This window comes from Streptomyces sp. NPDC015661 (genome assembly GCF_043077765.1).
Classification (GTDB): Bacteria; Actinomycetota; Actinomycetes; order Streptomycetales; family Streptomycetaceae; genus Streptomyces.
Window position 1 is genome coordinate 242,720 of sequence record NZ_JBIBST010000003.1, and the last position, 14,683, is coordinate 257,402.

Below are 14,683 nucleotides of genomic sequence, written 5' to 3' on the forward strand. Positions count from 1 at the left end.
GTGGACGGCGTCGAGATCGTCCCCGCGTTCGCCAACCGCGTGGCGAACGGGGTGCTCGGCGTCGTGTTCGGGCTCGGTTCCCTGCTCTACGGGACGCAGGCCGAGGAGGCCTGGGCGCGGGTGGCGGCGGCGGTCGTCGGCCTGGGCTGCGCCGTCCTCGCCGTACGGGGCTACCGCGCGGGGGTCCGGTGCGAGGGGGGACGGCTCGTGGTCCGGGGGTTCCTGTGGACACGGGTGGTCCCACGGGCGGCCGTCGACGCGGTCACGGACTTCCCGGCCGTCCGGTGGACCACACCGGCCGGGCGGAAGCGGTGGACACCGGTCACGGCCTTCGCCACGGTCTCGGGGGAGACCGCCGGCGCGCGCTCGCGGAAGCTGGCCGGCACGGCGAAGCTGCGACGCTGGGCGGCCCGGGGCTAGCCAGGACCTGCGAAGAAACCCTTTGCCCCGGGCGCGTGGGGGAGTCCACACTGCCCCGGTGAAGATCGAATCCGTCGCCACCGCGCGGCTCGTGCTGCATCCGTTGAGCCAGGGAGAGGCCGAGCGCATCGTCGCCCGGGAGTCCGGCGACCGGGACCTCTGGGGAGAGGGATATCCAGGGGACGGGGACGTCCGGGCCGCCACCGGGTTCCTGCGCGGGCTCGCCGAGCGCGGCGATCCCGGGGCGTTCCGGCTCTACGAGATACGGCTCGACGGCGTCTCCGTCGGCGGCATCGGGTTCCACGGGCCGCCGGACGACCTCGGGGTCGCCACCATCGGGTACGGCCTCTCGCCCTCCGTACGGGGGAACGGGTACGCCTCCGAGGCGCTGCGGGCCGTCCTGGAGATCGCCCGGGTGGCCGGCGCCGCCGGGGTGAAGGGCGACGCCGACCTGGACAACCCGGCCTCGCACCGGGTGATGGAGGCCGCAGGAATGGCGTGCGTGGCGGAGGACGAGCAGCTCCGCCACTTCTACCTGGGGTTCTGAGGACTCAGCGCGGGAAGCCGTGGCGGCGGGCCGCGCCGGCCGTCAGGGCCGACACCGTGAGCAGCGCCGCCGCCGCCCAGGGCAGGGCCGTCGTCCCCGCGCCGGTCAGGACCGCGCCGCCGAGGAGCGAGCCGCCCGCCATGGCGACGTTCCAGCCGGTCACCCAGAGGGAGTTGGCCGTGTCCGGGTCCTGGGGCGCCGCCCGGACGCCCGCCGTCTGCGTCAGTGCGGGGATGCCGCCGTGCGTCACGCCCCACAGGGCCGCGGCGGCCAGGACCACCGCCGCATTGCCGGCGGAGAGGCCGAGCGTCACCAGGCACAGGGCCGCCAGGGTCAGGAGGGCGAGGGTCGAGCGCCGCAGCCATCTGTCCGCCGTGGCTCCGGCGATCCACACGCCCGCCGTCGAGCCGAGCCCGAACACGAACAGCACCGTGCCGGTGGAGACGGCGAGGTCCGCCCGCTCCACGAAGGGCGCGATGTACGTGTAGAGGACGTAGAAGCCGAGCACCATCGCGATCGAGGCCGCGTTGATCGCCGCGATCCCCGGTGTGCGGATCGTGGCCCACAGGCCGTGGCCCTCCCCGACCTCTCCCGCCGTCTGCCCCGCGAGCGCGGGCAGTCGCCACAGCGCCGTCGCCGCCAGGGCGAGCGCCAGGCCGGTGAGGGTCGCGAACACGCCCCGCCAGCCGATCAGTCCACCGAGTGCCGTGCCCGCCGGGATGCCGAGCGACAGCCCGACCGTCATCCCCGCGAGCGCGGTGGCGATGGCCTTGCCGCTGCGGTGCGGCGCGAGCCGGGCCGCGTACGCCGGGACCATCGCCCACAGCATTCCGGCGAACACCCCGGAGAGGATCCGCGCCCCCAGGGTGAGCGCGAAGCCGGTGGAGACGGCCGTCACGGCGTTGGTGGCCGCGAAGCCGAGCAGGAGGGCGAGGAGCAGGGTGCGGCGGGGGAGGCGCAGGGTCCAGGCGGTCATGGGGATCGCGGTGACGGCCGCGGCCAGGGCGTAGACCGTGACGAGGAGACCGGCGCGGGCCTCCGTCACCCCGAGGCCGGCGCTCATCGCCGGGAGGACGCCGGCGGGCAGCGCCTCGGTCAGGATCGTGACGAAGGCGGCGCCGGAGAGGGTGAGGAGGCCGCCGAGGGGCCAGGGGGGAGACGGTGCGGTGGGGGCGGGAGCGGGAGTCGTCGCTGTCATGGTCGGACCGTAGAACCCTCACGTTTACGTGAGGGTCAAGTCTGTTACTGGCGCAGCCCTTCGCGCCGCCTTCCGCGCCGCCTTCAGATACGCGTCGAGGGCGTTCCGGTTCCGGACCAGGCAGTGGATCCGCCGGTCCAGCTGCTCGCGTTCGGCGGCCACCTGGTCGAGCATCTCCGCGCACGGCACCGGCGGCAGCAGATCGGCCGGCCCGTCCAGGTACGGCAGGATGTCGCGGATGATCCGGGTGGGCAGTCCGCAGTCGATGAGCCCCCGGATCTGCCGGACCACCTCGTCCGCGCCCTCGCAGTAGTCGCGGTAGCCGTTGCCGGAGCGGTCGGGCCGGATCAGGCCCTCCTCCTCGTAGTACCGCAGCGCGCGCACGCTGACCCCGGTCAGCCGGGACAGTTCACCGATCTTCACCCGTATCCCTCTCGTCTGCGTGAGGGTTCACCCTAGCGCCGGTACTCCCCGGGCGACCGCCGCGCTAGCGTCGGGCCTCATGCCGGAGACCCCGCCCCGCGTCTGGTACGCCGCCTACGGATCCAACACGCACGCCGAGCGCCTGCGGTACTACCTGGACGGCGGCCGCCCGCCCGGCGGCAGGCGGGAGTACCCCGGGTGCCGGGACCGGCGTCCGCCCGAGCGGTCCGTGCCGGTCGTGCTGCCCGGCCGGGTGTACTTCGCGACCGACTCGCAGGTGTGGGGCGGCGGTCTCGCCTTCTACGACCCGGCGGCGGACGGCGACGCGTGGGGCGTCGCCCATCTGCTGACGGTCGGACAGCTCTCGGACATCGCCGCCCAGGAGATGTACCGCGAGCCCGGCACCGACCTCGATCTGGCCGGGGTCCTCGCCACCGGGCGCCGCGTCCTCGGGACCGGGCGGTACGAGACGCTCGTCTGCCCCGGGCTCCTCGACGGGGTGCCGGTGATGACGTTCACCGCGCCCTGGCCGATGCCGGGCGACGGCGGGCTGCGGGCGCCCTCCGCCGCGTACCTCCGGCATCTGGCGGCCGGGCTCGGCCGGGCCGGGGCCTGGCGGTGGGCCGAGGTCGCCGCCTATCTCGCCGGCTGCCCCGGCGCCGCCGGGCACTGGACGGCCGAGGCCGTGGCCGGGCTCAGCGTTCCGACAGCTCCGACGGGGCCTCCTGCACCACCCAGCCGTTGCCGTCCGGATCCACGAAGGTCATGAACGAGTTCCAGGTGTCGCCCTTGCCGTCCTCCCAGCCCGCCGCGCCGACGTGCATCACCGGCGAGACGTCGACACCCCGGCCGACGAGCTCCGTCCGGGCCGCCTCGATGTCGGTGACGCAGAGCTGGAGGCCGTGCATGCTGCCCGGGCTCATCTCCTTCGTGCCCGGCATCTGCGGCATGCCGCTCTGCAGCGCGATCGAGCAGCGCGAGCCCGGCGGCGTCACCTGGATGATCCGCACGCCGGGCGCGACCTCGGTGTCCAGGTCGACCGTGAAGCCGCACTTCCCGCCGTAGAACTCCTTCGCCCGGTCCAGGTCCGAGACCGGGACCAGCACGACTTCCAGTGTCCAGTTCATGAGGAACACGGTCCCGTACGGGACCGGCCTCCGCACCCGGAACGCCACGGGACAGCGGTCAGCGGCCCGCCGGCGTCCAGTGCAGCCGGCCGTCAAGGCCGATCGCCGCCACCCCGTCCGTACCGGCGTCCGGCGCGCCGGAGAACAGGAACTTCTCCAGCGTCCACACCGGCCGCGCCCCGGCCCTGCCGTGCGGCGCCGTCGCCAGGAAACCGGTGCGGGACCGGACCGCGAGCAGACCGTCGCCGCCGCTCACCGGACCGAAGCCGGCGACGCCCGTGCCGGACAGTTCCGTGACCGGGGAGACCGGGCCCGTACCGGAGAAGTCGGCGCTCCGCAGGTCGCCGGAGGCCGGCTTGCGGAACCAGAGCCGTACGCCCTCGCCGTCCGGCGCCGCGCTCGCGCTCAGCGCGAGGGTCGTCGGCGGCAGCCCGGTCGGCGCGGGCCCGGTCAGCGGCCCGCCGGGGCTCCGCCCGGCCCAGGCGAGGACGGTGTCCGGGGTGCTGGCGAAGACGTACCCGCGTCCGTTCGCGTCCGTCGCCGCCACCGGGTCGCCGTACACCTCCGTGCCGCCCAGGGACCGCCACGGACCCCAGCCGCCGTCGGCCCGCTGCTCGCGGGCCGTCAGCCGGTGGCGGCTGTCGCGCAGGATCAGCGTGGCCCGGCCGTCGGGGGCCACCGTCACGGCGGGGGCGCTGATGTCCGAGGTCCCGTCGGCGTCGTCGCGCTCGGGCGTGCCGAGCGACAGCCAGGGGCCGAAGCCGCCCGCCGCCGACTGGACGCTGGTGACCACCTCGCGCGCGTAGGCGGACGCCGTGCCGCCGAAGGTCGTACGGGTGCCGAAGAGGGCTGTGCGGCCGTCGGGCAGGGTCACGGAGGTGATCCCGCTGTCGAGGCCGCCGCCGGGCAGCAGCACCGGGCCCTGCCAGGCCACGGCGTCCGCGGGCTTCCGCCAGGCCGCGAGGCGCCCGTCGAGGACGGAGAAGGCGTGCAGTCCGCCGGCCGGGTCGCGCTGGACCCAGGAGGTGGAGGTGCCCCGGGCGTAGCGGACGGTCTGGGTCCAGCCCCGTCCCGCGGGCCGCGCGGCCACCTTCAGGTCGCCGCAGCCCGCGACGGTCCCGCAGTCGTGGACCCCGTCCAGCCAGGCGTACGTCTTGAGGGTCTTCAGCTTCGCGTCGGCCGCCGCCGGGTCGAGGGTGTGCGGCAGAGCGCTGGTCGGGTAGCCGAGGTAGTTCTGCACGCCGACGTGCGGGTGCCCGGGCAGCTCCGCGTACCGGGCGAGCGCGGCCTGCGCGAACCGCGCCCCGAACAGGTGGTCCTGGTGGTCCCGGAACGCCCCGCCCTTCTCGTACGTGCCGGGGCTCGGGTCCTGCATCCGGACGAAGGTCGGCCGGAACCGCTCCAGGATCCCGGTCACGGTGTCGACGACCTGTTCCCTCGTGTACGCGAAGTCGGTGGGGACCGGGGTGCCGGCGGAGCGCTGCGAGCCGAGCGCGGTGATCCGCCCGTCCCAGAGGCCGTGGAGGCTGTCCGGACGGTCGCCGTTGATGGAGCCCGCCTCGCGCAGCTGCAGCCACACCAGTCTGATCTGCGGCCGGGCGCGCAGGGTGTCCAGCTCGGCCCACCCGCCGCCGGCCGTGGGTATCGCCTCCCGGTCCCAGGCGCTGGTGCGGCTGCCCGTCGCCATCTCGGCGTACGCGGCGCGTATGCCGTTCTGCCGGGCCTCGGCGTAGCCCGCCTTGTCGGGCTCGGCCGCGGCGGCGTCGCGGGGGCGCGCGTTGACGCCGTCGGACTCGCCGGCGGTGAGGTAGACGGCGGTCAGGGGGCTGCCGGAGCGCAGGGACTGGGAGACGTCCGGGTTCATGAAGAACAGGTCGTCGTCCGGGTGGGCCACGATCTGCACCACGGAGACGGCGGGCTGCGGCGCCGGGGTCTTCGGGCGCGGCTCGGCGGCCGCCTTCGCGGGTGCCTTCGCCTCGGCCGCCCGGGGCTTCGCCGTCGTCACCGAGAGGAGTCCGGCGAAGGTGCCGCCTACCAGGGCGGTCGCGACGGCCGCTGAAACGATTCTGCGGCGGGAGGGGCGGCGAGGGCGGACAGGCATGATCGGCGGCGCGCTTTCACTGACGGACGGGGTGGAACGGGGCGGGGCAGGCGGGAGGGCGCGACGCCCTGCGGAGGCGGCGCGTCCATCTAGACGGATCTTCCAGATTTACGGTTTATTCGCCCGTAAAGCGATCTTTGTGTGCGATCTCACGTGTGATGCGGCGCCACCGGCAGCCGAGGAAGCCCCCGGCCCCCGCTCCCGATAGGCTCCTCCAGGGACTGACCTGCTCGGAGGGAGCGGCGGAATGACGGTGCCGGGACGCAGGAGCAGTACGTTCTCACGTCTGCTGCGGCACGGGTTCACCGACCCCTCGGGCGCCGAACGGCTCCTCGACGTGCCCGACCTGTCCGCGCTGCGCGACGACCCCGTCCTCCTCGACGCCCTCGGCGCCACCGCCGACCCCGACCTCGCCCTGCGCGGCCTGGTCCGGCTCGTCGAGGCGCAGCCCGAGACCGAGCGGCAGACCCTCACCACCACGCTGCTCTCCGCGAAGCCCTTCCGGGACCGGATCCTCGGCGTGCTCGGCGCCTCCGAGGCGCTCGCCGACCACCTCGCCCGGCACCCCCGCGACTGGGAGTCCCTCGTCACGTACGAGGCGGCCGACCTGCACCCGGGCGTCGCCGAGTTCGAGCAGGGGCTCGCCGAGGCCAACGACGCGGTGTCGCTGCGCGTCGCCTACCGCCGCTGCCTCCTCGCCATCGCGGCCCGTGACGTGTGCGGCACCACCGACGTCGCCCAGACCGCCGCCGAGCTCGCCGACCTGGCGACCGCGACCCTGCGCGCCGCCCTCGCCATCGCCCGCGCGGCCGCGCCCGCCGACGCCGCCATGTGCCGGCTCGCGGTGATCGCCATGGGCAAGTGCGGCGGCCACGAGCTGAACTACGTCTCCGACGTGGACGTGATCTTCGTCGGGGAGCCCTCGGAGGGCGCCGACGAGGGAAAGGCGATCCAGGCCGCGACCCGGCTCGCCTCCCATCTGATGCGGATCTGCTCCGAGACCACCGTCGAGGGCACCATCTGGCCGGTCGACGCCAATCTGCGCCCCGAGGGCCGCAACGGCCCCCTCGTCCGCACCCTCTCCTCCCACCTCGCCTACTACCAGCGGTGGGCGAAGACCTGGGAGTTCCAGGCCCTCCTCAAGGCGCGGGCGGTCGCCGGCGACCTGGAGCTCGGAGCCCAGTACATCGACGCCGTCTCCCCGCTCGTCTGGCAGGCCGCCGAGCGCGAGAACTTCGTCCCCGACGTGCAGAAGATGCGCCGCCGCGTCGTCGACAACATCCCGGCCGCCCAGGTCGAGCGCGAGCTCAAGCTCGGCCCCGGCGGCCTCAGGGACGTCGAGTTCGCCGTCCAGCTCCTCCAGCTCGTGCACGGCCGCAGCGACGCCACCCTGCACAGCGGCACCACCCTCGACGCGCTCGCCGCCCTCGCCGCCGGCGGCTACGTCGGCCGCGCCGACGCCTCCCAGCTCGACGAGGCGTACCGCTTCCTGCGCGCCATGGAGCACCGCATCCAGTTGTACCGGCTGCGCCGCACCCACCTCGTCCCCGAGGACGAGGCCGACCTGCGCCGCCTCGGCCGCTCCCTCGGACTGCGCACCGACCCGGTCGCCGACCTCAACAAGGAGTGGAAGCGGCACGCCGCCGTCGTCCGGCGGCTGCACGAGAAGCTCTTCTACCGGCCGCTGCTCGACGCCGTCGCCCAGCTCGCCCCCGGCGAGATCCGGCTCAGCCCCAAGGCCGCCGGGCAGCGCCTCGAAGCCCTCGGGTACGCGGACCCCGCCGCCGCCCTGCGCCACCTGGAGGCGCTGGCCTCCGGGGTCACCCGCAAGGCCGCGATCCAGCGGACCCTGCTCCCCGTGCTGCTCGGCTGGTTCGCCGACTCGGCCGACCCGGACGCCGGACTCCTCGGCTTCCGCAAGGTCTCCGACGCCCTCGGCAAGACCCCCTGGTACCTCCGGCTGCTCCGCGACGAGGGCGCCGCCGCCGAGAACCTCGCGCGCGTCCTCTCCGCCGGGCGCCTCGCCCCCGACCTGCTGCTCCGCGCCCCCGAGGCGGTCGCGATCCTCGGTGACCCCGAGGGGCTGAAGCCGCGCGGCCGGGACCATCTGGAGCAGGAGGTCCTGGCGGCGGTGGGCCGCGCGGACGACGCCGAGCAGGCCGTCGCGGCGGCCCGCGGGGTGCGCCGCAGGGAGCTGTTCCGTACCGCCGCGGCCGATCTCATCGGCTCGTACGGCACCGAGGACAACCCCCGCGAGCAGGACCCGGGCGCCCTCGTCGACCGGGTGGGGGAGGCCGTCACCGACCTCAACGCGGCGACGATCGCGGGCGCCCTGCGGGCCGCCGTGCGCGCCGAGTGGGGCGAGGAGCTCCCCACCCGCTTCGCGGTCATCGGCATGGGCCGCTTCGGCGGCCACGAGCTGGGGTACGGCTCCGACGCCGACGTGCTGTTCGTGCACGAGCCGCGCGAGGGCGTCGACGAGCAGGAGGCGGCCAAGGCCGCGAACCGGGTGGTCGCCGAGATGCGACGGCTCCTCCAACTCCCGACCGCCGACCCGCCGTTGCTGATCGACGCGGACCTGCGCCCGGAGGGCAAGAGCGGCCCCCTGGTGCGCACCCTCAAGTCGTACGAGGCCTACTACCGCCGCTGGTCGCTCGTCTGGGAGAGCCAGGCCCTGCTGCGCGCCGAACCCATGGCGGGCGACCGCGAGCTGGCGGACCGCTTCATCGAGCTCGTCGACCCGCTGCGTTATCCGGTGGAGGGGCTCGGCGACGACGCGGTCCGCGAGATCCGCCGCCTCAAGGCCCGGATGGAGTCCGAGCGGCTGCCGCGCGGCGCCGACCCGACCCTCCACGCCAAGCTCGGGCGCGGCGGCCTCAGCGACGTCGAGTGGACGGTCCAGCTGCTCCAGATGCAGCACGGCTGGGTCGAACCGGGCCTGCGGACGCCCCGTACCCGCGAGGCCCTGGCCGCCGCCCACGCGGCGGGCCTGATCCCGACGGAGGAGGCGCAGACCCTCGACGAGGCCTGGGTGCTCGCCACCCGGGTGCGCAACGCGGTGATGCTGGTCCGCGGCCGTCCCGGCGACACCTTCCCCTCGCAGCCGCGTGAACTCGCCGCGGTGGGGCGGTACTTGGGGTACGAGGCGGGTCATGTCGGCGAGATGGTCGACGACTACCGCCGCATCACCCGCCGGGCCCGCGCCGTGGTCGAGGAGCTCTTCTACGGGGCGTAGGCCGCGTCCGGAAGGTCCCGCCCGGCCCGCGACGCCCGGTTGGGGGCCGGTCAGCCGAGCCCTTCGTGCACCCGGAGCAACAGGCCCTGGAGCAGGGTCCGTTCCTGCGGGGCCAGGGGGGCGAGCAGCTCGTCCTGGACGGCCCGGGCCTCGGCGTCGAGCTCCGCGAGGAGCTCGCGGCCGGCGGTGGCGAGGGACACGGAGACGCGCCTGCGGTCCTCGGGATCGCGCGCCCGCTCGACGTATCCGGCGGTGGCCAGCTGTTCGACCACCTTGGCCATGTCGCTGGGGTCGACGCCGAGCCGGACGACGAGGTCGCGCTGGGCGTGCGGGCCGAAGTCGGAGAGGGCGGCGAGGACCGCCATGTCCCAGAGGCGCAGCCCGCGTTCGGCCAGCCGGTCCGCCAGTCTGCCCCGGGCGGTCTTGCCGATCCTGGAGAGCAGATAGGTGCTGAGGCCGAGCAGGGCCGGCGGGGTGGATCGCGCGGAAGACATGACCGAAGTCTAAGGTCCGCTCCTATAGTGGGTGCAGACCTACTATTTTTCGAGGAGCCCGCCGTGGACGTCCCGTACCCCCGCCTGCTCGTCGGCCGCTTCGCCGACTGCTTCCGGTTCTACGCCGCGGTCCTGCCGCCGCTGACCGGCGCCGGCCTCGACAAGGGCGCCCCGGACGGGCCGTACGCCAACTGGGAGGTGGACGGCCGGGCCGTCCTGGTCCTCTTCGACCGGGGCGCGATGGCCTCCGTCCTCGGCACCGGGGCCCTTCCGGCCGCGCCGCCGCCGGCCCAGGACGCCGCGATGCTCGTGCTGCGGGTGACCGACGTGGACGAGGCCCTCGCCCTCTGCCTGGAGGCCGGCGGGGTTCCGGTGCTCGGCCCGGCCGACCGCCCGGAGTGGGGGCCCGGCCTGCGGACCGCCCATCTCCGCGACCCCGAGGGGTACTTGATCGAGCTGCAGTCCTACAGCTGACCCGTGTCGAGGAGCCCCCGGACGTGCGCCAGATAGCCGGCCAGGGCCAGTTCGAAGGCCTGGTCGGTGCGGCCCTCGGGGACCGCGCCGAGGGCGCGGGCCAGCCGGGGGGTGGCCGTCTCGTCGGCCAGCTCCCACATCGTCTCGGGGGCGGCCATGTCGAGGGCCGAGCCGAGGACGATGTTCTCCAGGGCGATGATCACCGGCATGACGGCCGGCAGGGCGAAGCCCGCGTCGAGCAGGCGGCCGACGGCGTGCTCGTACTGGCCGAGGACCTTCGGCGCGCGCACCGGTGACGTGGTGAGGAGCGGGATCGCGCGCGGGTGCGCCGCGAAGGCGGCCCGGTAGGAGCGGGCCCAGCCGGCCATGGCGGCGTCCCAGGGCTCCTGGTCGAGGGTCGCGCCGTCGATGGCGGCGGCCACCCGCTCGCGCAGCAGCTCCACGATGCCGTCCCTGCCGTCCACGTGGTGGTAGACGGAGGCCGTCTGCACCCCGAGCCGCTTGGCGATCTGCGGGACGCTGAACTCGCCCAGCTCGTCGACGATCTCGAGCGCCGTGGTGGTGATCCGCTCCCGGTCGAGGAGGGGTCTGCGCGGCCGGCCCATGAATCGTCACTCCCTGTTCAGATGCTCGTCAGGTCTTCCCGAACGGTCGGACACGAGGCTACATTGCGCAAACCGAAAGCCTTTAGGTTTCCTGTCGCGGAAAGGCTTCCCCCGCCATGTCCTCACCCACCTCCGACGAGCCCCCAGGACTGAGAACCGGCACGCTCACCACCGCCGACATCTCGTTCTTCGTCGTCTCCGCCGCAGCCCCGCTGACCGTCATGGCCGGCGTCGCCCCGATCGCCATCGTCCTGGGCGGCATCGGCGCCCCCGCCGGCTACCTGCTGGCCGGCATCACCCTGGCGATCTTCGCGGTCGGGTTCACGACCATGAGCCGCCACGTGAAGAACGCCGGAGCCTTCTACGCGTACATCACGCGTGGTCTCGGCAAACCCCTCGGCATCGCCGCCGCCCTGCTCGCCATGCTCGGCTACAACGGCATGGAGATCGGCGTGTACGGCCTGCTCGGCACCGCCACCGCCGACACCGCCCACTCCCTGTGGGGTGTCGACGTCCCCTGGCTCCCGGTCTCCCTCGCCGGTCTGCTGCTGATCTGGTACGGCGGCTACCGCTCGATCGACTTCGGCGCCAAGGTCCTCGGCGTCCTGCTCGTCGCCGAGACCGGCATCCTCGTGCTGCTCGCCGGAGGCGTGCTGCTCAAGGGCGGCGCGCACGGCCTGTCGCTCGCCTCCTTCACCCCCGGCAACATCCTCGTCCCGGGCACAGCGGGCGTCCTCGCCTTCGCGTTCGCCGCGTTCACCGGCTTCGAGTCCACGGTGATCTACCGGCGCGAAGCGAAGAACCCCGACCGCACCGTCCCGCGCGCCACCTACTTCGCCGTCGGCTTCCTCGGCCTGTTCTACGCCTTCGTCGTGTGGATCGCGATCCAGGCGTTCGGCGACGCCCAGGTCGTCGAGGCCGCCGGCGGCGACCCGGCCGGGCTGTTCTTCACCGCCATCACCACGTTCGTCGGAGGCTGGGCGGCCGACCTGATGCACATCCTCATCGTCACCAGCGTCCTCGCCTCCCTGCTCGCCTTCCACAACGCGATCAACCGCTACGGCCTCGCGCTCGCCGAGGAGGGCGTGCTGCCCCGGTCCTTCGCCCGGATCCACCCCCGCCACCGCTCCCCGTACCTCGCGGGCATCGCCCAGACCGTGCTCGGCGCGGCCGTGGTCCTCGGCTTCGCGCTGGCGGGCGCCGACCCGTACCAGCAGCTGCTGCTCTGGGTGAACACCCCCGGCATGATCGGCCTGCTCGCGCTCCAGCTGCTCGCCGCGCTCGCGGTCCCGTTCTTCTTCCGGAGGATCACGCACCAGGAGGGCGTGCTGCGCACCACCGTCGCCCCCGCCGTCGCGGCGGTCCTGCTCTCCGGGGCGATCTGGCTGGTGATCACCCACATGGACCTCTTCACGGCCGCCCCGCCGCTGGTCAACACCGTGCTGGTCGCCGTGGTCCCCGCCGTCTTCGTCCTCGGCCTCGGCCTCGCGTGGCACCTCCGCCGCACCCGCCCCGAGACCTACGCCCGCTTCGCCACCGAACCGTCCGACCCTGGAGACCCCTCGTGTCCGCACCCGACCTCGTCCTCGTCAACGCCCGCGTCCGCGACCCCGAGCTCACCGGAGCCACAGCCGTCGCCGTCCATGGCGGACTGATCACCGCCCTCGGCACCGACGCCGAGGCCCGCACCTGGGCAGGACCCGGCACCGAGACCGTCGACCTCGCGGGCGCCACCCTCACCCCCGGCCTCACCGACGCCCACAGCCACCCCGTCTGGGGCCTGGAGATGTTCACCGGCACCGACCTGTCCGGCGTCACCGACCTGGAAGGACTCCGCGCCGCCCTCCGCGACGCCGAACGCCGCGACGGCTGGATCATCGGCCACGGCCTCGACCACAACGTCTTCGGCGGCCGCCCCGTCCACCGCGACCTCGTCGAGGACGTCCTCGACGGCGCCCCCGCCTTCCTGCGCCTCTACGACGGACACTCCGCCCTCGCGAGCGCCACCGCCCTCAAAGCCGCCGGCATCGAAGGACCCCGCGCCTTCGCCCAGCTCTCCGAGATCGTCTGCGAGCCCGGCGGCCGCCCCACCGGACACCTCGTCGAGCACGCCGCCATGGACCTGATGACCCCGGTCCTGCCCACCCAGCCGTACGGCGAGCGCCGCGACCGGCTCGTCGAGCTGCTCTCCGGCATGGCCGCCACCGGCCTCACCGGCGCCCACGTCATGGACCTCGGCGGCCACGACGTCCCCGGCCTGCTCGCCGCCGTCGAGGAGGACGGCGACCTGCCGGTCCGCCTCCGCCTCGCCCCCTGGTGCATGCCCGGCGCCACCGCGGAGGAGCTCGACGGATTCGTCCGGCTCCAGGAGCGGGCCGGGCGCCTCTGGGCGATCGGCGGCGTGAAGTTCTTCATGGACGGCACCGTCGAGGGCGGCACCGCCTGGCTGGAGCACGCCGACTGCCACGGCCAGGGCACCGACGCCTTCTGGCCCGACCCGGCCGCCTACTCCGCCGCCGTACGCCACCTCCACCGGGCCGGCGTCGGCACCGCCACCCACGCCATCGGCGACGCCGCCGTCCGGCACGTCCTGGACACCGTCGAAGGCCTCGGTACGGGTGGTCCCCGCCACCGGATCGAGCACATCGAGACCGTCCCCGACGACCAGCTCGGGCGCTTCGCCGCGCTCGGCGTCGTCGCCTCCATGCAGCCCCCGCACACCGCGTACACCCGCGCCGACCACACCGACGAGTGGTCCAAGCGGCTCGGCGAGGAGCGGGCCGCCCGCGCCTGGCGCTGCCGCGACCTGCGGGACGCCGGCGCACACCTCGCGCTCGGCTCCGACTGGCCCATCGCCCACTACGACGCCCGGCAGGTCCTCTCCACCGCGCGGGCCCCGCGCGGCGCGGCCGCCGCCCGGCACGGGCTGACCGGCCTGATGGCCCTGGAGGGGATGACCACGCACGCGGCGGTCGCCGCGGGGGAGGAGACGGTCGCGGGCCGGATCGCCCCGGGCTTCCGGGCCGACCTCGCCGCCTTCGCCGTGGACCCGGTGGAGGCCCCGGCGGACGAGACCGCCGAGGCCCCGGTCCGGCTGACGGTCGCGGGAGGCCGCATCACCTACCGGAGCTGACCTGCTCCTCGCTCGGGTCCTTCGCGCGGTCCGTCCCCGTCACCGGGGGCGGACCGCCCCGCTCGACGACGCCCACCGGCTCCACCAGCTTCGGCAGCCGGTGCGGGCGGGAGCCGTACCAGAAGTAGGAGACGGCGAAGCCGAAGGCCAGGCAGATCATGCCGCCGACCGCGTCCATCCAGAAGTGGTTGGCGGTGGCGACGATGACGACCAGGGTCGCCGTCGGGTACAGCAGGCCGAGGATCCTCGCCCAGGGCGCCCGGGCGAGCAGGAAGATGGTGACTCCGCACCAGAGCGACCAGCCGATGTGCATCGACGGCATCGCCGCGTACTGGTTCGACACGTGCTTGAGGTTCCCCGAGGCCATCGAGCCCCAGGTGTGGTGGACGAGCACCGTGTCGACGAAGTTCTGGCCGTTCATGAGCCGGGGCGGCGCGAGCGGGTACAGGTAGTAACCGACCAGGGCCACACCGGTGGTGGCGAACAGAACCGTACGGAACGCCGCGTAACGGCCCGGATGCCCTCGGTACAGCCACACCAGCACACCGATGGTCACGACGAAGTGCAGCGTGGCGTAGTAGTAGTTCATCGAGACGATCAGCCATGTCACCGAGTTCACGGCGTGGTTGACGGCGTGCTCGAAGGCGAGGCCGAGGGACTCCTCGGTCCGCCAGATCCAGTCGGCGTTCCTGAGCGCCTCGGCCTTCTGCTCCGGCACGGCGTTGCGGATGAGCGAGTACGTCCAGTAACTCACCGCGATGAGCAGGATCTCGAACCAGATCGTGGGACGCCGCGGCGTGCGCGCACGCAGCCGCGCGAACCTGCCCTCGTCGGCCGCGATGGGTGACGACGGGGTCGTCCGGCTGTCCAAGCTCTTCACGGTCGTTTCACCCATAGCGAGAGAGTCTGCCAGATCCCGTCCCCCC

The 14,683-nt window shown here is 74.1% G+C and carries 14 protein-coding genes; 7 read left to right on the top strand and 7 right to left on the bottom strand.

The features are described from left to right. Both ACF07V_RS09570 and ACF07V_RS09575 read left to right on the top strand, forming a co-directional pair. The gene (locus ACF07V_RS09570; protein ID WP_392152744.1) at positions 1 to 420 is read left to right on the top strand and encodes a hypothetical protein; all 420 of its coding nucleotides are present in this window, start codon (positions 1 to 3) and stop codon (positions 418 to 420) included. Positions 421 to 478: 58 nt separating this feature from the next. Next, on the top strand, positions 479 to 967 hold the full coding sequence (locus ACF07V_RS09575; RefSeq protein WP_392152746.1) for a GNAT family N-acetyltransferase: 489 nt from the start codon (positions 479 to 481) through the stop codon (positions 965 to 967). A 4-nt stretch (positions 968 to 971) separates the two neighbouring features. Here ACF07V_RS09575 and ACF07V_RS09580 read toward each other — a convergent pair whose 3' ends face one another. Further along, positions 972 to 2,165, bottom strand: a complete 1,194-nt coding sequence (locus ACF07V_RS09580) for an MFS transporter (RefSeq protein WP_392152748.1) — start codon at positions 2,163 to 2,165, stop codon at positions 972 to 974. A 24-nt stretch (positions 2,166 to 2,189) separates the two neighbouring features. Continuing rightward, entirely contained in the window at positions 2,190 to 2,588 is a 399-nt protein-coding gene (locus ACF07V_RS09585; RefSeq protein WP_392152749.1) for a MerR family transcriptional regulator, read from the bottom strand. Positions 2,589 to 2,667: 79 nt separating this feature from the next. Here ACF07V_RS09585 and ACF07V_RS09590 point away from each other — a divergent pair, with 79 nt between their 5' ends. Beyond that, positions 2,668 to 3,357 (top strand): histone deacetylase, encoded by a 690-nt coding sequence (locus ACF07V_RS09590; RefSeq protein ID WP_392152750.1) that lies wholly within the window; start codon positions 2,668 to 2,670, stop codon positions 3,355 to 3,357. Here ACF07V_RS09590 and ACF07V_RS09595 read toward each other — a convergent pair. Both ACF07V_RS09595 and ACF07V_RS09600 read right to left on the bottom strand, forming a co-directional pair. Continuing rightward, positions 3,284 to 3,715, bottom strand: coding sequence for a VOC family protein (locus ACF07V_RS09595; protein WP_392152751.1), 432 nt, complete (start codon positions 3,713 to 3,715; stop codon positions 3,284 to 3,286). The two genes, ACF07V_RS09590 and ACF07V_RS09595, sit on opposite strands and share 74 nt — an antisense overlap. A gap of 58 nt (positions 3,716 to 3,773) precedes the next feature. Next, complete coding sequence (locus ACF07V_RS09600; protein ID WP_392152753.1) at positions 3,774 to 5,816, bottom strand: PIG-L family deacetylase; 2,043 nt, start codon at positions 5,814 to 5,816, stop codon at positions 3,774 to 3,776. A gap of 247 nt (positions 5,817 to 6,063) precedes the next feature. Between ACF07V_RS09600 and ACF07V_RS09605 the strand changes: the two genes are divergently transcribed. Next, complete coding sequence (locus ACF07V_RS09605; protein ID WP_392152755.1) at positions 6,064 to 9,051, top strand: bifunctional [glutamine synthetase] adenylyltransferase/[glutamine synthetase]-adenylyl-L-tyrosine phosphorylase; 2,988 nt, start codon at positions 6,064 to 6,066, stop codon at positions 9,049 to 9,051. Between the two features lie 50 nt (positions 9,052 to 9,101). On the opposite strand, the gene ACF07V_RS09610 is transcribed toward ACF07V_RS09605, so the two are convergent. Continuing rightward, positions 9,102 to 9,545 (bottom strand): MarR family winged helix-turn-helix transcriptional regulator, encoded by a 444-nt coding sequence (locus tag ACF07V_RS09610; RefSeq protein WP_392152756.1) that lies wholly within the window; start codon positions 9,543 to 9,545, stop codon positions 9,102 to 9,104. Positions 9,546 to 9,608: 63 nt separating this feature from the next. Between ACF07V_RS09610 and ACF07V_RS09615 the strand changes: the two genes are divergently transcribed. Beyond that, positions 9,609 to 10,019, top strand: coding sequence for a VOC family protein (locus ACF07V_RS09615; RefSeq protein WP_392152758.1), 411 nt, complete (start codon positions 9,609 to 9,611; stop codon positions 10,017 to 10,019). On the opposite strand, the gene ACF07V_RS09620 is transcribed toward ACF07V_RS09615, so the two are convergent. Next, complete coding sequence (locus tag ACF07V_RS09620) at positions 10,010 to 10,624, bottom strand: TetR/AcrR family transcriptional regulator (RefSeq protein ID WP_392152760.1); 615 nt, start codon at positions 10,622 to 10,624, stop codon at positions 10,010 to 10,012. The two genes, ACF07V_RS09615 and ACF07V_RS09620, sit on opposite strands and share 10 nt — an antisense overlap. A 116-nt stretch (positions 10,625 to 10,740) precedes the next feature. On the opposite strand from ACF07V_RS09620, the gene ACF07V_RS09625 reads away from it, so the two are divergent. Continuing rightward, entirely contained in the window at positions 10,741 to 12,279 is a 1,539-nt protein-coding gene (locus ACF07V_RS09625; protein ID WP_392152762.1) for an APC family permease, read from the top strand. After that, complete coding sequence (locus ACF07V_RS09630; RefSeq protein WP_392152764.1) at positions 12,189 to 13,757, top strand: amidohydrolase; 1,569 nt, start codon at positions 12,189 to 12,191, stop codon at positions 13,755 to 13,757. Before ACF07V_RS09625 ends, ACF07V_RS09630 begins: the two co-directional genes overlap by 91 nt. Here the strand turns inward: ACF07V_RS09630 and ACF07V_RS09635 are convergent. Next, complete coding sequence (locus ACF07V_RS09635) at positions 13,741 to 14,652, bottom strand: phosphatase PAP2 family protein (RefSeq protein WP_392152766.1); 912 nt, start codon at positions 14,650 to 14,652, stop codon at positions 13,741 to 13,743. The genes ACF07V_RS09630 and ACF07V_RS09635 overlap by 17 nt on opposite strands. Positions 14,653 to 14,683 lie beyond the last annotated feature (31 nt).